The organism is Streptomyces sp. NPDC001156, assembly GCF_053598275.1.
This window is the reverse complement of record NZ_JBSFJX010000021.1, coordinates 1-20,879: the sequence shown is the minus strand read 5'-3', so window position 1 is coordinate 20,879 and position 20,879 is coordinate 1. Positions and strand designations below refer to the sequence as shown.

The window sequence follows — 20,879 nt, the reverse complement described above, 5'->3', positions numbered from 1 at the left end:
CCCCTGGTGCCAGGGCGGTTGCTCCGCTAGGTTCCGGCGGACATCCGCGTTGAAGGGGAGAGTGCATGCGCAAGGCGCTCAGATGGCTGCTGGCGCTCGTAGTGCTCATAGGCACGCTGAGTACGGCGACGGCGGCCACCGCTGCCGCAGCCGACACGGACATCAAGGACCGGCTGCTCGCCATACCCGGCATGAGCCTGATCGAGGAGAAGCCGTACGCCGGGTACCGCTTCTTCGTCCTGAACTACACCCAGCCGGTCGACCACCGGCACCCGTCCAAGGGCACGTTCCAGCAGCGGATCACTGTGCTGCACAAGGACGTCTCCCGGCCGACCGTCTTCTACACCGGTGGCTACAACGTCTCCACGACCCCGGGCCGCCGTGAGCCGACCCAGATCGTGGACGGCAACCAGGTCTCCATGGAGTATCGCTATTTCACCCCCTCCCGTCCGCAGCCCGCGGACTGGTCGAAGCTCGACATCTGGCAGGCGGCGAGCGACCAGCACCGCATCTTCGAGGCGCTCAAGCCGATCTACAGCAAGAACTGGATCGCCACGGGCGGCTCCAAGGGCGGTATGACGGCGACGTACTTCGAGCGCTTCTACCCCCGGGACATGGACGGCGTCGTCGCGTACGTCGCGCCGAACGACGTCGTGAACAACGAGGACTCCGCCTACGACCGCTTCTTCACGAGCGTGGGTACGAAGGAGTGCCGGGACCGCCTGAACGCCGTGCAGCGCGAGGCGCTGGTGCGCCGGGAGCCGCTGGAGAAGAAGTACGCGCAGTACGCGGCGGACAACGGCTACACCTTCAACACCATCGGCAGCCTCGACCGGGCCTACGAGGCCGTCGTCCTCGACTACGTGTGGGGCTTTTGGCAGTACAGCCTGCTGAAGGACTGCGACACGATCCCGGCGGACGCGAAGAACGCCACGGACGACGAGATCTGGAACTCCGTGGACACGATCTCCGGCTTCTCCTTCTACACGGACCAGGGGCTCGAGCCGTACACGCCGTACTACTACCAGGCGGGTACTCAGCTGGGCGCGCCCACGATCCACTTCCCGTACATCGAGAAGAAGTACGTCCGCTACGGCTACCAGCCGCCCCGGAACTTCGTGCCCCGCGCCATCCCGATGAAGTTCCAGCCGTCGGCGATGCGGGACGTGGACACCTGGGTCAGGCACCACGCGCACCACATGCTCTTCGTCTACGGCCAGAACGACCCGTGGGGTGCCGAGCGTTTCCGGCTCGGCTCGGGCGCCCGTGATGCGTACGTCTTCACGGCCCCCGGCCTGAACCACGGTGCGAACGTGGCCGGCCTGGTCTCCGACCAGAAGACCCTGGCCACCGCCCGCATCCTGGACTGGGCGGGTGTCGCCTCGACGGCGGTGCAGCGGAACCCGTCGGCGGCGAAGCCACTCGCCTCGTACGACGCGAAGTTGGACCGCCGGGACGTGGAACGCGAGCCGGGGCTCCGGCCGTAAGTCCCCCGCTGCGCCCGGCCGGTGCTCACAGCGGACGGGCGCAGCCCACCGGCTTGTCGCCGCCGAGCTGGACGTAGAGCGCAGTCGACGCCGGGCACTGGGAGCGCTGCGCGACGGCCGACGTCACCTGGTACTCGGGTGCGTGGGCGCCCCCGCCGTCGCAGGCCGTCTCCCGGACCTCGCCGCCGCCCGCCCCGTACACGCAGTCACCCACGATGGTGAGCGGTCCGCCACCGCCGCCGGGGTCCCCCGGGTGCGGCGGCTCCAGGTTCCGCATGCACGCGTACCCCTGCGGCACCGCCTTGCCCGTGTCCGGCGCCGGCGTGGACTTGCTGATGTTCAGGACGAAGTCCGTGGTCGCCGCGCAGGGAGGCCCCTGTTCCATGGGGCCGTCGTACCGCGCGATCACCCGGGCCGCCGCCCGTTCGCTCGTGCACGGAACCTCCGTGAAGCTCGTCGTCCCGAAGGAACTGCACTCGTCCACCGCGAGGAACTCGGCCCCGTATCCGGACGGCTGCGGCGACCTTCCACCCTGGCCCGGCCGTTTCCCGTCCGTCTCCGAGGACGTCTGGCATCCGGAGAGCCCCGCCACCGTCAGCGCAGCGGTCATCAGCGCACCCGCCCACGCCTGTCCTTTTCGCATCGCAAACATCCGGTCCAGCGTGACCCGCGATCACGAGACACGCCAGACATGTTGGATGTTTTGCGGCATTCGGGTGCGAGATGCGCGGTGTGAGACGTACGTTCAGTACGACATTCCGTAGCCGATGGGGTACAGAACCTGTGCCGGGTCGTCTGCTCGTTGGACGGGTACCGGCAGCCGCCCGTATGGCTTCACCTGGCCTGCGACGACCCGGGTTGCCGCGCGCAGTTCCACGTCCGTCCAGGAGTAGGTGGCCAAGCAGGCCCCTACATCGGGGAGTTGGGCCACGTCGTACGGATTGCGGACGGCGATCGCGATCACCGGCTTGCCGGTGGCGATCAGACGGTTCACCAGGGTCCGCTGGGAGCTGGTCGCGGTCACGTTGTACGTGGCCACCACCATCGCGTCCGCGTTCCCCGCCGCCGCCACCGCGTTGTCGATCGCCGCCGACGAGGGCGCGGTGCCGGTGGACAGCGCGGTCGCCGTGAAACCGAGGCCGGTGAAGGCGTTCGCCAGCACCGTGGTGGGCGGTCCGTCGGTGCCCGACGGCGACGCCGGGTCCGCGCCGACCACCAGCAGACGGGGATGGGTACGGCGCGAGAGGGGCAGCAGGGCCTGCTGGTTGACCAGCAGCGTGGTCGTACGGTCCGCGACGCGGTCGGCCGCGCGCAGGTGCTCCGGGACGCCCACGGTCCGGTCGACGCCGCTGTCGGTGACGTACGGCCGGTCCAGCAGCCCCAGTTTCGCCTTCAGCCGCAGGACGCGCAGAAGCGACTCGTCGAGCCGTGCCTCGGTCAGTTCGCCGCCCTGTACGGCCTTCAGCACCGCGTTCCACGCGACGTCCAGGGAAGGCGGGTTCAGCAACTGGTCCACGCCCGCCTTCAGCGCGAGCACCGGCACGCGGTCGTCACCGTACTTCTGGCGCACACCCTCCATGCCCAGAGAGTCCGTCACCACGACCCCGTCATAGCCCAGTTCCTCGCGCAGGATGCCGGTGACGATCGGGTGCGAGAGGGTCGCCGGGTCACCGGAGTCGTCGAGCGCGGGGACCATGATGTGCGCGGTCATGATGGCGTCGATCCCCGCCCGGATCGCCGCCCGGAACGGCACCGCGTCGAGTTTCTCCCACAGCTCGCGGCTGTGCGTGATGACCGGGAAGCCGAAGTGGCTGTCGACGGCGGTGTCGCCGTGGCCCGGGAAGTGTTTGGCGGTCGCCGCGACCCCCGACGACTGATACCCCTTCACCTCCGCCGCGACCAGGCCGCCCACCGCCTCCGGATCGGCGCCGAAGGACCGTACGCCGATCACCGGGTTGGCCGGGTTGACGTTCACGTCGGCGTCGGGGGAGTAGTCCTGGCGGATGCCGAGGGCGTGCAGCTCGGCACCGGCGATCCGGCCGAGCGTACGGGCGTCGGAGCGCGAACCGCCCGCGCCGATCGCCATCGCTCCGGGGAACAGGGTGGCGGGCTTGCCCACGCGCGCCACAATCCCGTGCTCCTGGTCCGTGGCGATCAGCACGGGCAGTCCTCGGGGCTGCGCGAGCGACGCCTTCTGGATCCCGTTCGAGAGGTCCGCGATCTGGTGCGGAGTACGGGTGTTGTGTGCCCACGTGAAGTAGATGATGCCGCCCACGCGGTACTTCGCGATCAGCTCGGCGGCCGTCCGCACGCCGATCTCCGCGAGGTTCGCGTCGATGTCGGCCTGGTCGGGTTCGGTCGCCGAGTGGCCGTAGACCCGCATCACGAAGAGCTGACCGACCTTCTCTTCGAGGGTCATACGGGAGATGAGGGTCCGCAGCCGGTCGTCGGCGGGCACGGCGGCGTGGCCGGTGCCGGGGGTGAGGGCGAGAGCCGCGGTCAGGCCCGCGGTGGTGGCGAGGACCGTACGTCTGGAGGGGGTCGGGGTGCTTCCCGTGCCGGCGTCGTGCACCTGCGCTCCTTCCGGAGGAGATCGCTGAAGGAAACTTCCGAAGAGTCACCACTATCCCGGAAGTTTCTGCCAGTCAAGGGAATGCACGGTATCCGGCGGGTGGCCGCCATCGGCGCTGTAGGAGGGGGCGCGCCGATGGCGGCGGTGTGCTGCCGGTCGCGTGCGGCGGAGGGGGTGGTCGGCGATCGCAGACGGCAGCGAGGGCCGACACCGCATCGCGGAGACTCATCCGGCGGCGTGCGCATTGGACGAAGCGCGGTCGTGCGAGGTTCCCGCGAAAGCGGCCGATTCCGGAAGTCGATGCGGGAGTGGTCGAGGGCATATGTGCGCCGGGATTTTCGTTTGATGGCCCCGGGTGCATGAGCGAGAATCTCCCGGGCTTCCACGAGGCGTTCGCGGAGCCGTGAACCATGAGAGGCGTAGGGCGTTGACTTTCAAGCTGGAGGGGCCGGTCCTGGAGGGCACGCTCGTACGACTCGAGCCGCTGGAGCACCGGCACGCGGCCGACCTGGCGGTGGCGGCGCAGGAGGACCGGGACACCTACGCGTACACATGGGTGCCGGCGGGCGACGAAGTCGGGGACTACATCGACGCGCAACTCGCCCGCGCGGCGACGGGCCGGCTCGCGCCGTACGCCCAGATCTCCCTCGGCACGGGACGCGCTGTGGGCGCCACGTCGTACTGGGAGCCGCGCTCCTGGCTGTCGGACGACCGACTCGACGCCATCGAGGTCGGCTTCACCTGGCTCGCCCGCTCCGCCCAGGGCACGGGCGTGAACGCCGAGTCCAAGCTGCTGCTGTGCCGCCACGCGTTCGAGGAGTGGGGCGTCTCCCGGGTCGACCTGAAGACCGACGCCCGCAACAGCCGTTCCCGTGCGGCCATCGAGAGTATCGGTGCCCGCTTTGAGGGCGTCCTGCGCAACTGGTCCCGCTCCTGGGCCCCGGGCGAGGAGGACCGGCTCCGGGACTCCGCGATCTACTCGATCACGGCGGAGGAGTGGCCGGAGTGCCGGTCACGACTGGAGACAAGGGTGGCGAGGAAGTCGGCCCAGGCGGCGGGGGAGACGGTGAGGTAGGGGCGGTCGGGGGCCTTGGAGTCGCGGATGTGTATGGCGGTGGTGGCGGCGACCTCGACGCAATCACCGCCTCCGGAATCGCTGTAGCTGCTCTTGAACCACGCCAGCTCGGTCATAGCTCACCCGCCAACTGCTCGATCAGGACGGTGGTTTCCTCCAGCCGGAGGGCGTGGCTTCTGATCATTGCATAGCGACGAGCGAGTACTCCGACGTCTTCCGGCTTGGCCACGAGCGTGCTGTGCCTGTTTCCTTCCATGTACACAAGGGTGGTCTGCTCGGGGTCTCGACCAGCTTCATCGGCCCTTGCAGGCGCAAACCTCGGGCTCCGCACCTGGCGGCTGCGGTTCGCGCCCACCCCGCGCAACGTGGTGGAGGCCCGTCGCGGCGCCCGCTGCGTCCTGCGTTCCTGGGCCGTACCGGCCGACGCCCGCGGGATCGTCGAACTCGTCGTCTCGGAGCTGGCGACCAACGCGGTCCGTCACGGGCGCGTACCCGGCCGCTACTTCGAGGTCGCGATGACGTACGACGGCGAGAAGGCCGTGGACGTCGAGGTCGCCGACGCTGCCCCGAACCGGCCGCACCTGGAGGACCCGGATCCGGAGGCGACATCGGGTCGTGGACTTCTGCTGGTCGCCGCGCCGGCGGAGTCGTGGGGGGCAGGGACCGGTGCGTCGGGAAGACGGTGTGGGCGCGGATCCTGGTCTGACCGACAGCCGGCGGACCGCGCTCACGGCGCGTCCGGCGTGGCCGCGTCCCGCAGCTGCGGCGCGGCATCGTCGTGCCGATCCGGCGAGGTCCCCTCGCGCAGTTCCGGCGTGCTCGACCCCACGAACACGACCGCGAGCAGGCACAGCAGCCCGCCGCTGACGAGCGCGGTCGCGCCGGAGGTCCAGCCGGCGACCAGGCCGCCGCGCAGGTTGCCGAGGTTGGGGCCCGCCTGGCCGACGATCTGCTCGGCGGCCGTGACCCGGCCCAGCAGCATGTCCGGGGTGCGGGTCTGCACGATCGTGCCGCGCGAGATCACCGAGGTGGTGTCGGCGGCCCCGGCCAGCACCAGCAGGGCGAGCCCGGCCCAGGGGTCGGTGGTCAGACCGAACAGGGCGAGCGTCACTCCCCAGGTCCCGGCGCCGCAGAGCATCACCAGTCCGGGGCGTCCCCAGCGGGTGATCGAGCCCGACAGGGTGGAGCCGGCGACACCGCCGACGGCGACGGCCGACAGGAAGAGGCCGAGGGTGCGCGGGTTGCCGCCGAACCTCTCGGCGTTGACCAGCGGGAACAGGCTCATGGGCATGGACAGCACGGTGGCCGCCAGGTCGGTGATCAACGCTCCGCGCACCACGCGGTGCCAGGCGAGGAAGCGCAACCCGTCCACCACCCCGTGCAGCCCGGTCCGCGACGGCTCGCCCTCGGGCGGAAGCGCGGGCAGCCGGAAGGCGGCGTAGAAGGCGACGGCGAAGCTCAGGGCGTCGAGCAGGTAGCAGACGCCGACGCCGGCCCAGCCGAGCACCAGACCGCCGAGCGCCGGGCCGAGGAGCATCATCGCCTGGAAGGAGATCTGGTTGAGGGCGAGTCCGGCCGCCACCTCCTCCTTGGGCAGCAACCGGCGCACGAACACCCCCGACGCCGGTCCGCCGACCGCACCGAAACCGGAGTGCACGGCCAGCAGGGCGAGCACGCCCGCCACCGGCACGTGCCCGAGGAAGCCCTGCACCGCGAGCAGCAGGGAGCAGAACGCCTGGCCCACGGTGGCGACGAGGAAGATCCGCCGTCGGTCGCCCCGGTCCGCCCAGGAGCCGGCGAACAGCCCGAACACCACCATCGGCAGCGCCTGCGCCAGCCCCACCGCACCGGTCCAGACCGTGCTGTGCGTCATGTCCCAGACCTGGTACATCACGGCGACCAAGGCCATGAATCCGCCGAGCACGGACACCGTCCGCCCGATCAGCAGCCGCCGGAACGCCGGGGACGTCCACAGCGGGCGCACGTCGATCAACGCACGGGAAAGGTTCATGAGGCGGCGGGCCGGAGGTGCTGGATCACGGCGCGGAGGCTAACCGTCCCGTTGTCCCCCTGGCCACCGAATAACGGGCGGGATCAGGCGGTCAGGCCGACTCGCTCAGCAGCCGGGTCAGGTGCTCCCGGCCCGGTCCGAGCAGCTCCGGCAGCGGCTGTGCCGCCTCGTACCAGCCCTTCTCGTACTCCCAGCACAGCCAGCCGTCCCAGTGGTGGCGGGAGAGGACCTCCACGCACTCGGTGAGCGGGAGGACCCCGTGGCCCAGCGGCAGGGGCGTCTTGTCCTCGGCGGACGCGATGTCCTTGACCTGCACGTAGCCGAGGTGCGGGCACAGGTCCGCGTACGTTTCCTGCGGCTGCTCGCCGCCCAGCCAGGTGTGCATCACGTCCCACAGCGCGCCCACCTGGCGGTGTCCCACCGTGCCGAGGATGCGCATCAGGTCAGCGCCGGTGGGATGCGAGTCATGGGTCTCCAGCAGGATGCGGACGCCGAGGTCGGCGGCGTACTCCGCGGCGGTAGCCAGGCGCCGCGCGGCGGTGGCGTCGGCCTCTTCGGGGGACTGATCCGTGCCGCCGCCCGGGAAGACGCGGACGGAGGGCGCGCCCACATCGTGCGCAAGCTCGAGCAGTTGGCGCATCTCGTCCAGCACGGGCCCGTCGTCCCCGGGGGCGGCGGCATGCGCGTACCCCGCGAGTCCCAGGATCTCGACGCCCCCCGCCTTGAACTCGGCGGCCACTTCGGCCCGCGCGGCCGGGCCGATGCCGGGGTGCACCGGCTCCTCGGGGTGTGCGCGCAGTTCGACGCCGTGGTAGCCGTTCGTGGCCGCGAGCCGGACCACGTCCGGCACGGGCAGACCGGGGACACCGAGGGTGGAGAACGCCAGCTTCATGTTCTTGGACCCTACTCGTCACTCGCGCCTGGCGCCCCTCGTCCTCACTCCCGGACGCCGAGCAGGTCAAGACGCCAGTCCTGGCCGACCAGGTCCTTGCCGAAGGAACGGTGGGGCTTCTCGGCGACGAGGACGAAGCCGTGGCGCAGATAGATCCGCCGGGCGGCGGCGAGGACGTCGTTCGTCCACAGGACGAGCTCGCGGTAGCCGACGCCGCGCGCGAAGTCCACGCACGCCTCGACCAGGCGGTCGCCGATGCCGAGGCCGCGCGCGTCGGGCTCGACGAGCAGCAGCCGCAGCCGGGCCGTGGCCGGGGCCTCGTCCCGTACGCACATCACACACCCGACCGGCCGCCCTCCTCCGGTCTCGGCGATCCACACCCGCTCCAGATGAGGGTCGTGGTCCTCGGCGAAGTCGGCGACGATCCGCGCGACCAGCCCCTCGTAGTCGGCGTTCCAGCCGTACTCGGCGGCGTAGAGCGCGGCGTTGCGCTGCACGATCCAGCCCAGGTCGCCGGGCGCCGGGTCGCGCAGCACCACGTCCTCGGGGCGTGCGGCGCGGCCGTCCGAGAGGAGCGAGCGGATCGTGCCCATGGCCTCGGCCAGGCGCGGCCGGTCGGCGGGGGCGACGGTGTCCAGCAGCGCGGCGACGGTCTCGCGGGCTCGCTCCTCCAGCAGGCCTGCCGTCTCGCGGCCGCGCGTGGTGAGCGTGACCCGCCGACGGCGCGGGTCCGTGTCGGAGGTGGCCCGCTCGACCAGGCCGTCCCGCTCGAACTTGTTCAGGATGCGGCTCAGATAGCCCGCGTCGAGCGAGAGTTCGCCCCGCAGGTCGGCCGCGTCGGTGCGCGGCGCGTGCGCCAGCTCGTACAGCACACGGGACTCCGTGAGCGTGTACGGGGCGTAGAGGTGGCGGCCGTAGTCCAGCGCGCCGATGACGTTGGTGTAGAAGCGGTTGAACGTGCGGATGTCCTGGACGGTCATGGCCGGCCCCTGCTGTCCGATGGTTGACTCAGTCAGAGGTACGGAACGAGCGTACGTCGGCTCGGGGCCGCCGTCCATGGGTCGCAGCACGCCGTATCGGGCTGCTCGCGCTGCCGGGCCCGTTCCTGGCGGCGGACCTGTGAGCGCGGCGGCCGGCGGCGGCGCGACGCCCCTATCTGCGCGGTGCACCCGTCGACCCGCGCACCATCAACTCGCCGCGCACCGTGGCGATCCCGCCCGGCGGCGGCTCCTCCCGGCCCATCGCGATCCGGCCGGCCCGGGCGCCCGCCTCCGCGAGCGGCAGCCGTACCGTCGTCAGGGCCGGTACGGCGTCGATCGCGAACGGGAGGTCGTCGAAGCCGGCCACCGAGACGTCCTCGGGAATGCGCAGTCCCGAGTCCCGCAGCGCCGCGCACGCGCCCAGTGCCACCGTGTCGTTCGCCGCCACGATCGCCGTCAACGACGGTTCCCGGCGCAGCAGTTCCAGTGTCGCCTCGTAACCGGAGCGGCGGTCGTAGGAGCCGTGCATGGTCAGCCGCGGGTCGTCCTCGATCCCGGCGGCGGCCAGTGCCGCCCGGTGTCCCTCCAGCCGGTGGCGGGTGGTCGTACGCTCCTCCGGGCCCGCGATGTAGCCGAGCCGCCGGTGCCCGAGCCCGGTCATGTGCTCGGTGAGCAGCCGGCTGCCGCCCCGGTTGTCGAAGGCCAGCGCGATCGCCTCGACCGCGGGAGGGCGGCCGCACAGGACCACCCGGGTCCCGGCCGCCGCGAGCTTGCGCAGTTTGGCGCCGACCGCCTCCGCGTGCGCGCTGTCCTCCACCGCGCCACCGGTCATCACCACGGCCGCCGCCCGCTGACGCTGCAACAGCGTCAGATACGTCAATTCCCGCTCCGGAGAGCCGCCGGTGTTGCAGACCACGGCGAGCCGTTCGCCGCCGGCCCGGCCTCCCGGGCCCCCGATCTCCGACTGGATCGCGCTTGCCATGATCCCGAAGAACGGGTCGGCGATGTCGTTCACCAGAATGCCGACCAGGTCCGAGGTGGCCGCCGCGAGTGCGCTCGCCGGGCCGTTGAGGACGTAGTCCAGTTCGTCCACCGCGCGCAGTACCCGCTCCCGGGTCGACGCCGCCACGGGGTAGTTCCCGTTCAGTACGCGCGACACGGTGGCGGGCGACACCTGCGCGCGCGCCGCCACGTCCGCCAGGGTCACCGTCATCGTCGTCGTCCTTCGGTCGGGCGTCTCGCCGTACTCGCCGATCGTCGTTGCCGCCGATCGTCGTGCTCGTCGTCGCTGTGGCTGTCTGTCGTTGCCGCTGTCGTCGTTGTCGTCGTGCTCAGGGGCGGGGAGACCTTCGTGCGGTCCTGCGGTCCGCCCCTCTCCGCAGACGTCCATCTACCGGTCTTCGGACCTCCGTGTACAGGCCCGCGGTTCCCCTTGTTCGAGGGACCGACCGACTTCAGCGTCCCGTGTCCGTCGTGTCGCCCTGTGCCACGCCGTGCACGGACCTGCACAATCCCGTCATTCCCGCGGTCTTGTCCGACCCGCCGGACAGAGGCTAGCGTCTTCTTGCGTAGAAAGCGTTTGCTGTTCCCCGGGGGCGTACGGGGCGCCGGACGTGTACGGAGGGAACGACGTGACACGCAAGACGGTGCGGATCGCCATGAACGGTGTGACGGGACGCATGGGCCACCGGCAGCACCTTGTCCGCTCCATCCTGGCCCTGCGCGAGCAGGGCGGCCTCGACCTGGGCGACGGCACCGTGCTGTGGCCCGAGCCGGTCCTCGTCGGCCGCCGCGAGCACGCCCTGAAGGCGCTCGCCGAGCAGTACGGACTGGACCACTGGTCGACCGATCTGGACATGGTCCTCGCCGACCCGGAGGTCGAGATCTACTTCGACGCCCAGATCACGTCCGCGCGCGAGGGATCCATCAAGAAGGCGATCGCCGCCGGCAAGCACATCTACACCGAGAAGCCGACGGCGACGGGCCTGGCGGGAGCCCTGGACCTGGCCCGCCGCGCGCGGGCGAAGGGCGTCAAACACGGCGTCGTCCAGGACAAGATCTTCCTGCCCGGCCTGCTGAAACTGAGGCGGCTCGTCGACGGCGGCTTCTTCGGCCGTGTCCTGTCCGTCCGCGGAGAGTTCGGCTACTGGGTCTTCGAGGGCGACTGGCAGCCCGCCCAGCGGCCCTCCTGGAACTACCGCGCCGAGGACGGCGGCGGCATCGTCGTCGACATGTTCCCGCACTGGGAGTACGTGCTGCACGAGCTGTTCGGCCGGGTGACGTCCGTCCAGGCACTCGCGACCACTCACGTCCCGCGCCGCTGGGACGAGAACGGCAAGCCGTACGAGGCCACGGCCGACGACGCCGCCTATGGCATCTTCGAGCTGGAAGGCGGCGCGATCGCCCAGATCAACTCCTCCTGGGCCGTGCGCGTCAACCGCGACGAACTCGTCGAGTTCCAGGTCGACGGCACCGAGGGCTCGGCCGTCGCAGGACTGCGCAGGTGTCGTGTCCAGCACCGCTCCGCCACCCCCAAGCCGGTCTGGAACCCGGACGTGCCCGCCACCGAGGCCTTCCGCGACCAGTGGCAGGAGGTCCCGGACAACGCCGAGTTCGACAACGGCTTCAAGGCCCAGTGGGAGCTGTTCCTCAGGCACGTCTACGCCGGCGCGCCCTATCACTGGGACCTGCGGGCCGGCGCGCGCGGCGTCCAGCTCGCCGAACTGGGCCTCAAGTCCTCGGCCGAGGGCCGCCGTATCGACGTACCGGAGATCCCGCTGTGACGATCCGGCTCCCCGGCGCCGACGGCCGGTTGCGGGTGTACGAGCCCCGCCGCGAACCCCTCGCCGTCTCCACCGGCGTCCCCTTCACCTCCCGTACGGTCTTCGCTGCCGCGCACGTGGTCGCCGACCCCTACGCGGACGTGTCGCCCGACTCACCCGCCGTTGTCGACTGGGAGGCGACGCTCGCCTTCCGCCGCCACCTGTGGTCGTACGGGCTGGGTGTCGCCGAGGCCATGGACACCGCCCAGCGCGGGATGGGCCTGGACTGGGCGGGCGCGGCGGAACTGATCCGCCGCAGCTGTGCCGAGGCCAGGTCGGCCGGCGGCCGTGTCGCCTGCGGAGTCGGCACCGACCAGCTCGCCGCCGGCTCCCTCGAGGAGATCCGCACGGCGTACGAGGAGCAGCTCGCCGTGGTCGAGGGGGCGGGCGCGCAGGCGATCGTGATGGCGTCGCGTGCGCTGGCGGCGAGGGCGAAGGCTCCGGAGGACTACCTGGAGACCTACGGCCACCTGCTGCGCCAGGCGGCCGATCCGGTGATCCTGCACTGGCTCGGCCCCATGTTCGACCCCGCGCTCGAGGGCTACTGGGGTTCGGGCGACCTGGACGCGGCCACGGAGGTGTTCCTCGAGGTTGTCGCCGGCCATCCGGACAAGGTGGACGGAGTCAAGATCTCGCTGCTCGACGCGCAGCGCGAGATCGATCTGCGCCGCCGGCTCCCGCCGGGCGTGCGCTGCTACACGGGCGACGACTTCCACTACCCCGAACTGATCGAGGGCGACGAGCAGGGTTTCAGCGACGCGCTGCTCGGCGTCTTCGACCCACTGGCTCCACCGGCCGCCGAGGCGGTACGGGGGCTGGACACGGGCGACGTGCAGGGTTTCCGGGAACTCCTCGACCCCACAGTGGAGTTGTCGCGCCACCTGTTCCAGGCGCCGACCCGCTTCTACAAGACCGGTGTGGTCTTCCTGGCCTGGCTCGCGGGCCACCAGGAGCACTTCACGATGGTGGGCGGCCTGCAGTCGGCGCGATCGCTGCCGCACCTCGCGAAGGCCTACGAACTCGCCGACGGTCTGGGGCTGTTCCCCGACCCGGAACGCGCGGAGACGAGGATGAGGACCTTGCTGTCCCTCTACGGAGCGGACCGATGAGCGGCACCGCCCCGGAGCGCTTCTCCATCAACCAGATGACGGTGAAGCAGCTCGGCATGCCCGAACTGGTCGACGCCTGCCTCGAATCGGGTGTACGCGGGCTGGGCCTGTGGCGGGAGCCCGTCCGGTCGTACGGACTGGACGCCACGGCGAAACTGGTCCGCGACGCCGGTCTGAGCGTGACGACGCTGTGCCGGGGCGGCTTTTTCACCGCCGCCGACCCGGAGGAGCGGGCCCGCGCTCTGGACGACAACCGCCGGGCGGTCGACGAGGCGGCGACGCTGGGCACGGACACGCTGGTCCTGGTGTCGGGCGGGCTGCCGGCCGGCTCCAGGGACCTGCGCGCCGCACGCGAGCGGATCGCGGACGCCCTCGGGGAGCTGGGACCGTACGCGTTCGAGCGGGGGGTGCGGCTCGCCGTCGAACCGCTCCATCCGATGTACGCCTCGGACCGCTGTGTGGTCTCGACGCTGGCCCAGGCGCTGGACCTCGCCGAGCGCTTCCCGGCCCAGCAGGTCGGCGTCACCGTGGACACGTACCACCTCTGGTGGGACGACACCGCCCCCGAGCAGATCGCCCGCGCCGGCGCCGGCGGCCGCATCCTCGCCTTCCAGCTCGCCGACTGGACCACCCCGCTGCCGGAGGGGGTCCTGAACGGACGCGCCCAGATCGGCGACGGGGTGATCGACATGCGCGAGTGGAGGGGATACGTGGAGGCGGCCGGCTACGCCGGGCCGATCGAGGTCGAGCTGTTCAACGAGGCGCTGTGGGGCCGCGACGGGCGCGAGGTGCTCGCCGAGACGGTGGCCCGCTTCACCGAGCACGTGGCCTGACCACGGTCGGAACGGGGGCCTGGCGCGGGGGCCGTGCTGGTGCGCCCGCCGCGCCGGCAGCATCGTCGGCTCCGGAGAAAAATCCGCGAAGGCTGTGCAACCCTCCCTCCGCCCCGGGTGTCGTACTGGGCGTCAGAATTCTTGTGGGGGAAGGGATCTGGGGGGATCGCGGGGGTTCTGATACGGGGGGGGAACGCGAGGGGGCCCGGTCGGTCGACCGGGCCCCCTCGAATCGTTCCCGCCCGGATCACCGGCCCCGGCGGGCCGCCGAGCGCCCGCTGAGCGGCAGGTCGGCGTACGCCCAGCCTTCCCGGCGCTCTGAACCGCCGCTAGAAGAAGACCCCGCAGCGCAGCAGCACGTTCGCGTACGGGCGGGCCTCACCGGTGCGGACGACCAGGTGTGCGCCCGCCGTCAGCTCCTTGAGCTTCTCGTGCGGTATCAGTTCGAGATCCGGGAAGCGGGCCTGGAGCAGGGACGAGGCCTCCGGGTTCGCGTCCCGCACTTCGTGCGCCGCCGTCGCCCCCTCCACCACCAGTTCGTCCAGCAGGCCGTCCAGCACCTCGGCGAAGGAGGGCACCCCCGCGCGGAACGCCAGGTCCACCACCCGCGGGCCCGCCGGTATCGGCATGCCCGCGTCGCACACCAGCACCCTCTGCCCGTGCCCCAGCTCCGCGAGCGCGCCGGCGAGATGACGGTTCAGAATGCCGCTCTTCTTCACAGCGCCGCCACCTCCTCCGAGGTGGGGAACGACTCCTGAGCTCCGGGACGGGTAACCGCGGCCGCGCCCACCCGGGCCGCGTACGCCGCCGCCTCCGGGAGCGTCTCGCCGGTGCCGAGACGCCACGCCAGCGCCGCCGTGAACGCGTCGCCCGCGCCCGTCGTGTCCACCGCCTCCACCTTCACGGACGGCACACGGGTCATGGCCTCGGCGTCCGCCACCAGCGCGCCCTCCGCGCCCAGCGTCACCACGACCGAACGGGGGCCGAGCGCCAGCAGCGCGGCCGCCCAGTCCTCGGGCGTGCCGCCCAGGTCGTCGCCCGCGATGACCCGCGCCTCGTGCTCGTTGACGATCAGCGGGTCGCACGCCGCGAGCACGTCCGCGGGCAGCGGCCTCGGCGGTGAGGGGTTCAGGACGAAACGGGTGCCGGACGGCAGAGTCCGTACGACCTCCACGACCGTCTCCAGAGGGATCTCCAACTGCGCCGAGACCACGCGGGACGCCTCCAGCAGGCTGCCCGCGGCCCGTACGTCCTTCGGCACGAGCCGGCCGTTCGCGCCAGGCGAGACCACGATGCTGTTGTCCCCCGACGGGTCCACCGTGATCAGTGCGACCCCGGTGGGCGCGCCGCCGACCAGCACGCCCACGGTGTCGACGCCCGCCTTGCGCTGCGAGTCCAGCAGAAGCCGTCCGTGCGCGTCGTCGCCGACCCGGGCCAGCAGCGCCGTACGGGCACCGAGCTGGGCGGCGGCGACGGCCTGATTCGCGCCCTTGCCGCCCGGGTGGACGACCAGGTCGGAGCCGAGCACCGTCTCCCCGGCCGCCGGGCGCCGTTCGACCCCGATCACGAGGTCGGCGTTGGCCGATCCCACGACCAGGAGGTCGTAGTCGTACATGACTGTCTCCCAACGGATCCCCGTGGATCCTCACAGCGATGAAAGCCGGTGCCACGGCCGGGGTCCGCGCGCGCTGTCGTTCGTCCGCGCGGCGCGGCCCCGGCCCGTGGCGACCGGGGGAACGCGGGGGTCAGCCGCTGAACCCGGCCACGGTCTCCTTCGTGACCACCTTCACCGGAACCTTCACGGTCTGCTCGACCTTCTTGCCCTCGGCGGCCCGCAGCGCGTTGTCGACCGCGATCCGGCCCAGCTGCGTCGGCTGCTGCGCCACCGAGGCATACAGCGTGCCCGCCTTGACCGCGGCGAGGCCGTCGGGCTCGCCGTCGAAGCCGACCACCTGGACCGAGGTGCCGGCCTTGGAGCCGAGCGCCTTGATCGCGCCGAGTGCCATCTCGTCGTTCTCGGCGAACACGCCCTGGACGTCCGGGTGCGCCTGGAGCAGGTTCGCCATCACGTCGAGACCCTTGGTCCGGTCGAAGTCGGCGGGCTGCTTGGCCAGGACCTGGATGCCCGGATAGGCCTTGAGCCCCTCGGCGAACCCCGCCCCGCGCTCACGGCTGGCGGAGGTGCCGGCCTGGCCCTGCAGGATGATGATCTTGCCCTGGCCGCCGAGCTTCTCGGCGAGCGCCTTGGCGGCGAGCTTGCCGCCCTCGATGTTGTCGGAGGCGACCAGCGCGGCCGTGTTCGCCTTGTTGACGGCGCGGTCGACACCCACGACGGGGATGCCGGCCTTGTTCGCACCCCGCACCGACGGGCCCGCGGCGTCCGAGTCCACCGGGTTCACGATGATCGAACCCAGTCCCTCGCTGGTGAAGTTCTGCAGCTGGTTGGCCTGCTGCGAGGCGTCGTTCTGCGCGTCCGTGACGGTCAGGTCGACGCCCAGCTTCTTCGCCTCGGCCTGCGCACCCGACTTGATCTGCACGAAGAAGGGGTTGTTGAGGGTGGAGAGCGACAGGCCGACCTTCTGCGTCGTGGAGGACGAGCCGCCGTGCAGGAAGGAGACCCCGCCCACCACGGCCGCCGCGACCACGGCGGCCAGGATGTACGTCGCCGCCTGCTTGCCCTTGCCGCCCGGGGACGTCGTACCGGCCGCCACGGGGGTGGCCCCCGCCTTGCGCCGCACGGTGTCCAACAGCACCGCCAGGGCGATCACGACACCGATGACGACCTGCTGCCAGAAGGCCGACACCGAAAGGAGGTTCAGGCCGTTGCGCAGCACCGCCAGGATCAGCGCGCCGATCAGCGTGCCGGACGCCTTGCCGGTGCCGCCCGCGAGGGAGGCGCCGCCGATGACGACCGCGGCGATCGCGTCCAGCTCGTAGCCGTTGGCGGCCTGCGGCTGCGCCGACGACAGACGCGAGGCGAGCACGATGCCCGCGGCGGCGGCGAACAGACCCGACAGCGCGTAGATCGCGAGCTTCTGCCTCTTCACTCGGAGACCCGACAGACGCGCCGCCTCCTCGTTGCCGCCGATCGCGTACATCGAGCGCCCGATGTACGTACGGCCCAGCACGAACGCCGTCAGCAGCCCCATGATGACCATGACCAGGACCGGCACCGGCAGCCAGCCGCCGAGCGTGTCGCCCAGGTGGGAGACGGAGGCGGGGAAGGCGATCGGGGAGCCCTGCGAGATGACCAGCGACAGACCGCGGCCCACCGACAGCATGGCGAGCGTCGCGATGAACGGCGGCAGCTTCCCGAACGAGATCAGGATGCCGTTGACGAGACCGCAGGCGAGGCCCGTGGCGATCGCGAGCAGCACGGCTATCGCGACCGGTATCCCCGCCGATGTTGCGCTCCAGGCGAGGACCGTGGCCGACAGCGCGGCGACCGAACCCACCGACAGGTCGATGCCCGCCGCGACGATCACGAAGGTGACGCCGAAGGCGAGGATGGCGGTCACCGCCGCCTGGACGCCGATGTTGAGCAGGTTGTCCGTCGTCAGGAAGTCGCCGGACAGCGCCGACATCGCGATGACGAGGACGATCAGCGCGGTCAGCGCGCCGTTGTCGAGCAGGAGACGGCGGACCCCCGTGGCGCCACCGGCGCCCGCTCGGCCCTTGAGCGTGTCAGTGGCCACGGGTGGCCTCCGTTCCGTTGACAGATGTGGTGGGTGTGGAGACGGCGAGCGCCATGACGGAGTCCTGGGTCGCCTCGTCGGCGGTCAGTTCGCCCGCGATCCGGCCCTGGGCCATCACCAGGACCCGGTCGCTCATGCCGAGCACCTCGGGCAGATCGCTGGAGATCATCAGGACGGCGGCGCCCGCGGCCGTCAGTTCGTTGATCAGCTGGTAGATCTCGACCTTGGCGCCGACGTCGATACCGCGTGTCGGCTCGTCGAGGATGAGCACCTTGGTGTTGGCAAGCAGCCACTTGCCGATGACGACCTTCTGCTGGTTGCCGCCGGAGAGCGTGCGTACGTGCTGGGCGAGCCCGGCCATCCGCACACCGAGCTGCTCGGCGACCCCGGCCGCGGCGACCCGCTGTCCCCTGCGGTCGACGAGCCCGCCGTGGGTCGCGGCCCGCATGGTCACAAGCCCCAGGTTCTCCTCGACGGACGCGTCGAGGACGAGTCCCTGGCCCTTGCGGTCCTCGGGCACCAGACCGATCCCGGCCGCCATCGCGGCGTTCACGTCGTGCCGCCGCACATCCGCACCCGCGACGCGCACGGTGCCCTTGTCATACGGATCGGCACCGAACACGGCCCGCACGACCTCCGTACGGCCGGCGCCGACGAGCCCCGCGATGCCGACGACCTCACCGGCCCGCACCTCGAAGGACACATCGTGGAAGACCCCGTCCCGGGTGAGCCCCTCGACGGTGAGCAACGCGGTGCCCGCCTGGAGCCGTTCACGCGGGTACTGCTGCTCGATCGACCGCCCCACCATGAGGCGTACGAGCTCGTCCTCGGGCGTGGAGGCCGGTACCTGCCCGACGCTCTTGCCGTCGCGGATCACGGTCACCCGGTCTCCGAGGGCGGCGATCTCCTCCAGGTGATGGGTGATGAACACGATCCCGACGCCGTCCTCGCGCAGTGTGCGCACGATGGCGAAGAGCTTCTCGACCTCCTCGGAGGTGAGCACGGCCGTCGGTTCGTCCATGATGAGCACGCGCGCGTTCAGGCTCAGTGCCTTGGCGATCTCGACCATCTGGAGCCGTGCGATGCCGAGTTCACGCACCCGGGCGCGCGGGGACACCTGCACGCCGACGCGTTCGAGGAGCTCGGCGGCGTCGGCCTCCATCTTCTTCCGGTCGATCATCCCGAGCCGGCGCGGCTGGCGCCCGAGGAAGATGTTCTCGGCGACGGTCAGATCGGGAACGAGGTTGAACTCCTGGTAGATGGTGGCGATCCCGAGGCGCTCGGAGTCCTGCGCGCCGTGGATGCGCACCTCCTCGCCGCCGACCAGGATCCGCCCGGCATCGGGGCGGTAGGCGCCGGAGAGCATCTTGATGAGGGTGCTCTTGCCCGCACCGTTCTCACCGAGCAGCGCATGTACCTCGCCCCGGCGCAGATCGAAGTCGACGCTGTCGAGCGCGACCACACCGGGGAAGGTCTTGCGTATGCCTTCGATGCGCAGCAACTCGTCCGCGTTGCTCACGACTGGCTCCTGTTCGTTGCGGGGGACGGCTCCGTGCGAGCCGGCGGCTCTTGCGGAGCGGATTGCCCTGGGAGGGCGGGCGGCCGGGGCTGCCCCTGGGGAGCGGGCTCGCCGCACGAGCGGCGTACGACGAGTCGCGCGGGGAGCGTGACGGACTCCGGTGGCCGCCCCTCGATGCGGTCGACCAGCGCGCGCACGGCGGCGTGCCCCAGTTCGCCCGTGGGCTGGGCGATCGCGGTGATCGGCGGTGCGGTGTGCACGAACCACGGGATGTCGTCGAACGCGGCGAGCGCGATGTCGTCCGGGACCCGCAGCCCGCGCGCCCGGATGGCGTCCAGCGCGCCGAGCGCCATCAGGTTGTCCGCGGCGAACACGACCTCGGGCGGCTCCTCCAGGTCGAGGAACCGCTCGGTGGCCCGGCGCCCGCTCTCGGCCTGGAAGTCGCCCTGGCCGATGTAGTCGTCCGGCAGGGGAAGCCCGTACGCGCCCATGGCCCGCCGGAAGGCCTCGACGCGCTCCTGGCCGGTCGTGGTCGCCGCGGGCCCCGTGATGATCGCGAGCCTGCGGTGCCCGAGCCCGTGCAGATGGGCGACGAGATCGTGGACGGCGGCGCCTCCGTCGGACCGCACCACGGGTACGTCGACGCCCGGGATCCAGCGGTCGACGAAGACCATGGGTGTGCCGCTCCGCGCGGCGTCCAGCATGAGCGGCGAGCCGCCGTCGGTCGGCGAGACGAGCAGTCCGTCGATCCGCCGGTCCAGCAGGGTCCGCACATGGTGGTCCTGGAGATCGGGCCGCTCGTCGGCGTTGCCGATGATCACGCTGTAGCCGAGCGCGCGGGCCTCCTCCTCGACGGAGCGGGCCAGGTGGGTGAAGTAGGGGTTCAGTACGTCGCTGATGACCAGGCCGAGGGTGCGAGTCTGGTCGGTGCGCAGGGACCGGGCGACGGCGTTCGGGCGGTAGCCCAGCGTCTCGACGGCGGCCAGCACGCGGGTGCGCGCGTCGGCGCTGACCGATGGGTGGTCGTTGAGGACGCGCGACACCGTGGCGACGGAAACGCCCGCCTCGGCGGCGACGTCCTTGATGCTCGCCATCGCCTGGACCACCTCCTTGTGGATCCGTTATGGGTGCATTTGTGAGTCCGTGGAATCGTTTCCATGACTGACATGAAGGATTGGAATCGATTACATGGAGGTGAATCAAGGGTGTGAACGACGCCGAGACCGGATTGTGACCCATGTGATCCAGGTCTCATGTCCGCGTCCGTTGGGGCTTGATGGGGGCGTGGCGCCGCCCCGCGTGGCCTGTGAGGCGGTCCGTCCTCTGTAGCGGGGCTGTGACGTCAGGTGGTTGCGAGTGCGACGCCTGGACGTGAACATGGTGACTGGAGAATCGTTCGGTGGGACCAACTCACCGCAGGGGGAGGCACGATGAAGTTCGACATGGGGGCGCAGACCCTGTCGACGCTGATGAAGGGCTCGCGTGGGTCGAGCGAGGATCTGGGGTCGTTGATCCGTCAGTTGGTGCAGGCGGCGCAGCCGTTGGAGGGGAAGTTCAACGGTGCGGGGCGTGCGGTGTTCGATCAGTTCAAGGGGCGGGCGGATGGTATCGCTCAGGAGCTGAATGGTTCGCTGGCGGCGATCCTGGGTGGTCAGTCGGGGATGGACTCGGCGTTCGCTTCGGGTGACCAGGAGCAGGGTGAGAACGCGCGGCGTCAGATGGGCGCGGCGAACTTCGACGGGGCGCGGTTCCGCTGAAGTTCTATGTGACGCACGGTTGTTGGGCTGAGGTCTTCTTACGGGGAGTGGTGTGGGATGGCGGGTTCGGGTGCGGATCGTCGGTCGTATGACACGGGTGCGTCGGCGGATGCGCAGGGCAATATCC

Annotated in this window: 19 protein-coding genes and 1 pseudogene; 7 read left to right on the top strand and 13 right to left on the bottom strand. The window is 71.0% G+C overall.

The window, feature by feature from the left end; translation table 11 throughout:
* Positions 1 to 65 precede the first annotated feature (65 nt).
* Positions 66 to 1,487: a S28 family serine protease gene (locus ACWDA7_RS13740; RefSeq protein ID WP_450604323.1), complete on the top strand. Its 1,422-nt coding sequence runs from the start codon at positions 66 to 68 to the stop codon at positions 1,485 to 1,487.
* A 25-nt stretch (positions 1,488 to 1,512) separates the two neighbouring features.
* Here ACWDA7_RS13740 and ACWDA7_RS13735 read toward each other — a convergent pair whose 3' ends face one another.
* Positions 1,513 to 2,097, bottom strand: a complete 585-nt coding sequence (locus ACWDA7_RS13735) for a hypothetical protein (protein WP_450604322.1) — start codon at positions 2,095 to 2,097, stop codon at positions 1,513 to 1,515.
* A gap of 135 nt (positions 2,098 to 2,232) precedes the next feature.
* A complete protein-coding gene (locus ACWDA7_RS13730) occupies positions 2,233 to 4,059 on the bottom strand; it encodes a glycoside hydrolase family 3 protein (protein ID WP_450604320.1) in 1,827 nt (608 codons plus the stop codon).
* Positions 4,060 to 4,486: 427 nt separating this feature from the next.
* On the opposite strand from ACWDA7_RS13730, the gene ACWDA7_RS13725 reads away from it, so the two are divergent.
* On the top strand, positions 4,487 to 5,134 hold the full coding sequence (locus tag ACWDA7_RS13725) for a GNAT family N-acetyltransferase (protein ID WP_450604318.1): 648 nt from the start codon (positions 4,487 to 4,489) through the stop codon (positions 5,132 to 5,134).
* Here the strand turns inward: ACWDA7_RS13725 and ACWDA7_RS13720 are convergent.
* Both ACWDA7_RS13720 and ACWDA7_RS13715 read right to left on the bottom strand, forming a co-directional pair.
* Positions 5,035 to 5,250, bottom strand: coding sequence for a DUF397 domain-containing protein (locus ACWDA7_RS13720; RefSeq protein ID WP_450604316.1), 216 nt, complete (start codon positions 5,248 to 5,250; stop codon positions 5,035 to 5,037). The genes ACWDA7_RS13725 and ACWDA7_RS13720 overlap by 100 nt on opposite strands.
* Complete coding sequence (locus ACWDA7_RS13715; protein ID WP_450604314.1) at positions 5,247 to 5,390, bottom strand: hypothetical protein; 144 nt, start codon at positions 5,388 to 5,390, stop codon at positions 5,247 to 5,249. Before ACWDA7_RS13715 ends, ACWDA7_RS13720 begins: the two co-directional genes overlap by 4 nt.
* Between ACWDA7_RS13715 and ACWDA7_RS13710 the strand changes: the two are divergent.
* Positions 5,389 to 5,712, top strand: a pseudogene (locus ACWDA7_RS13710) (ATP-binding protein); the annotation flags it as partial. The gene ACWDA7_RS13715 and the pseudogene ACWDA7_RS13710 overlap by 2 nt on opposite strands.
* A 149-nt stretch (positions 5,713 to 5,861) precedes the next feature.
* Here ACWDA7_RS13710 and ACWDA7_RS13705 read toward each other — a convergent pair.
* The 4 genes from ACWDA7_RS13705 to ACWDA7_RS13690 all read right to left on the bottom strand — a co-directional run bounded on the left by ACWDA7_RS13705 (position 5,862) and on the right by ACWDA7_RS13690 (position 10,230).
* On the bottom strand, positions 5,862 to 7,145 hold the full coding sequence (locus tag ACWDA7_RS13705; RefSeq protein WP_450604313.1) for an MFS transporter: 1,284 nt from the start codon (positions 7,143 to 7,145) through the stop codon (positions 5,862 to 5,864).
* A gap of 91 nt (positions 7,146 to 7,236) precedes the next feature.
* A complete protein-coding gene (locus tag ACWDA7_RS13700; protein ID WP_450604312.1) occupies positions 7,237 to 8,037 on the bottom strand; it encodes a sugar phosphate isomerase/epimerase family protein in 801 nt (266 codons plus the stop codon).
* A 44-nt stretch (positions 8,038 to 8,081) separates the two neighbouring features.
* A complete protein-coding gene (locus ACWDA7_RS13695; protein WP_450604310.1) occupies positions 8,082 to 9,017 on the bottom strand; it encodes a GNAT family N-acetyltransferase in 936 nt (311 codons plus the stop codon).
* Between the two features lie 172 nt (positions 9,018 to 9,189).
* The gene (locus ACWDA7_RS13690; protein WP_450604308.1) at positions 9,190 to 10,230 is read right to left on the bottom strand and encodes a LacI family DNA-binding transcriptional regulator; all 1,041 of its coding nucleotides are present in this window, start codon (positions 10,228 to 10,230) and stop codon (positions 9,190 to 9,192) included.
* A gap of 418 nt (positions 10,231 to 10,648) precedes the next feature.
* Here ACWDA7_RS13690 and ACWDA7_RS13685 point away from each other — a divergent pair, with 418 nt between their 5' ends.
* From ACWDA7_RS13685 to ACWDA7_RS13675, 3 genes are read left to right on the top strand one after another with little or no spacing between them, the layout of a single operon-like run.
* On the top strand, positions 10,649 to 11,800 hold the full coding sequence (locus ACWDA7_RS13685; protein ID WP_450604307.1) for a Gfo/Idh/MocA family protein: 1,152 nt from the start codon (positions 10,649 to 10,651) through the stop codon (positions 11,798 to 11,800).
* On the top strand, positions 11,797 to 12,948 hold the full coding sequence (locus ACWDA7_RS13680; protein ID WP_450604306.1) for a dihydrodipicolinate synthase family protein: 1,152 nt from the start codon (positions 11,797 to 11,799) through the stop codon (positions 12,946 to 12,948). The genes ACWDA7_RS13685 and ACWDA7_RS13680 overlap by 4 nt, the downstream gene beginning before the upstream one ends.
* Positions 12,945 to 13,781, top strand: coding sequence for a sugar phosphate isomerase/epimerase family protein (locus ACWDA7_RS13675; RefSeq protein ID WP_450604305.1), 837 nt, complete (start codon positions 12,945 to 12,947; stop codon positions 13,779 to 13,781). Before ACWDA7_RS13680 ends, ACWDA7_RS13675 begins: the two co-directional genes overlap by 4 nt.
* A 329-nt stretch (positions 13,782 to 14,110) precedes the next feature.
* On the opposite strand, the gene rbsD is transcribed toward ACWDA7_RS13675, so the two are convergent.
* The 5 genes from rbsD to ACWDA7_RS13650 form a co-directional block, all read right to left on the bottom strand.
* Positions 14,111 to 14,500 (bottom strand): D-ribose pyranase, encoded by a 390-nt coding sequence (gene rbsD, locus ACWDA7_RS13670; protein ID WP_450604303.1) that lies wholly within the window; start codon positions 14,498 to 14,500, stop codon positions 14,111 to 14,113.
* Entirely contained in the window at positions 14,497 to 15,396 is a 900-nt protein-coding gene (locus tag ACWDA7_RS13665) for a ribokinase (RefSeq protein ID WP_450604302.1), read from the bottom strand. Before ACWDA7_RS13665 ends, rbsD begins: the two co-directional genes overlap by 4 nt.
* 130 nt (positions 15,397 to 15,526) lie before the next feature.
* Entirely contained in the window at positions 15,527 to 17,476 is a 1,950-nt protein-coding gene (locus tag ACWDA7_RS13660) for an ABC transporter permease/substrate-binding protein (RefSeq protein ID WP_359391482.1), read from the bottom strand.
* The gene (locus ACWDA7_RS13655) at positions 17,466 to 18,995 is read right to left on the bottom strand and encodes a sugar ABC transporter ATP-binding protein (RefSeq protein WP_450604300.1); all 1,530 of its coding nucleotides are present in this window, start codon (positions 18,993 to 18,995) and stop codon (positions 17,466 to 17,468) included. The genes ACWDA7_RS13660 and ACWDA7_RS13655 overlap by 11 nt, the downstream gene beginning before the upstream one ends.
* The gene (locus ACWDA7_RS13650; RefSeq protein ID WP_450604298.1) at positions 18,992 to 20,089 is read right to left on the bottom strand and encodes a LacI family DNA-binding transcriptional regulator; all 1,098 of its coding nucleotides are present in this window, start codon (positions 20,087 to 20,089) and stop codon (positions 18,992 to 18,994) included. Before ACWDA7_RS13650 ends, ACWDA7_RS13655 begins: the two co-directional genes overlap by 4 nt.
* A 336-nt stretch (positions 20,090 to 20,425) precedes the next feature.
* Here ACWDA7_RS13650 and ACWDA7_RS13645 point away from each other — a divergent pair, with 336 nt between their 5' ends.
* A complete protein-coding gene (locus ACWDA7_RS13645; RefSeq protein ID WP_450604296.1) occupies positions 20,426 to 20,752 on the top strand; it encodes a hypothetical protein in 327 nt (108 codons plus the stop codon).
* Positions 20,753 to 20,879 lie beyond the last annotated feature (127 nt).

Coding starts and splice junctions, on each gene's coding strand:
- ACWDA7_RS13650 (WP_450604298.1), bottom strand. CDS start 20,089: ATGGCGAGCATCAAGGACGTCGCCGCCGAGGCGGGCGTTTCCGTCGCC.
- ACWDA7_RS13700 (WP_450604312.1), bottom strand. CDS start 8,037: ATGAAGCTGGCGTTCTCCACCCTCGGTGTCCCCGGTCTGCCCGTGCCG.
- ACWDA7_RS13675 (WP_450604305.1), top strand. CDS start 12,945: ATGAGCGGCACCGCCCCGGAGCGCTTCTCCATCAACCAGATGACGGTG.
- ACWDA7_RS13740 (WP_450604323.1), top strand. CDS start 66: ATGCGCAAGGCGCTCAGATGGCTGCTGGCGCTCGTAGTGCTCATAGGC.
- ACWDA7_RS13735 (WP_450604322.1), bottom strand. CDS start 2,097: ATGACCGCTGCGCTGACGGTGGCGGGGCTCTCCGGATGCCAGACGTCC.
- ACWDA7_RS13720 (WP_450604316.1), bottom strand. CDS start 5,250: ATGACCGAGCTGGCGTGGTTCAAGAGCAGCTACAGCGATTCCGGAGGC.
- ACWDA7_RS13690 (WP_450604308.1), bottom strand. CDS start 10,230: ATGACGGTGACCCTGGCGGACGTGGCGGCGCGCGCGCAGGTGTCGCCC.
- ACWDA7_RS13665 (WP_450604302.1), bottom strand. CDS start 15,396: ATGTACGACTACGACCTCCTGGTCGTGGGATCGGCCAACGCCGACCTC.
- ACWDA7_RS13715 (WP_450604314.1), bottom strand. CDS start 5,390: ATGGAAGGAAACAGGCACAGCACGCTCGTGGCCAAGCCGGAAGACGTC.
- ACWDA7_RS13705 (WP_450604313.1), bottom strand. CDS start 7,145: ATGAACCTTTCCCGTGCGTTGATCGACGTGCGCCCGCTGTGGACGTCC.
- ACWDA7_RS13695 (WP_450604310.1), bottom strand. CDS start 9,017: ATGACCGTCCAGGACATCCGCACGTTCAACCGCTTCTACACCAACGTC.
- ACWDA7_RS13645 (WP_450604296.1), top strand. CDS start 20,426: ATGAAGTTCGACATGGGGGCGCAGACCCTGTCGACGCTGATGAAGGGC.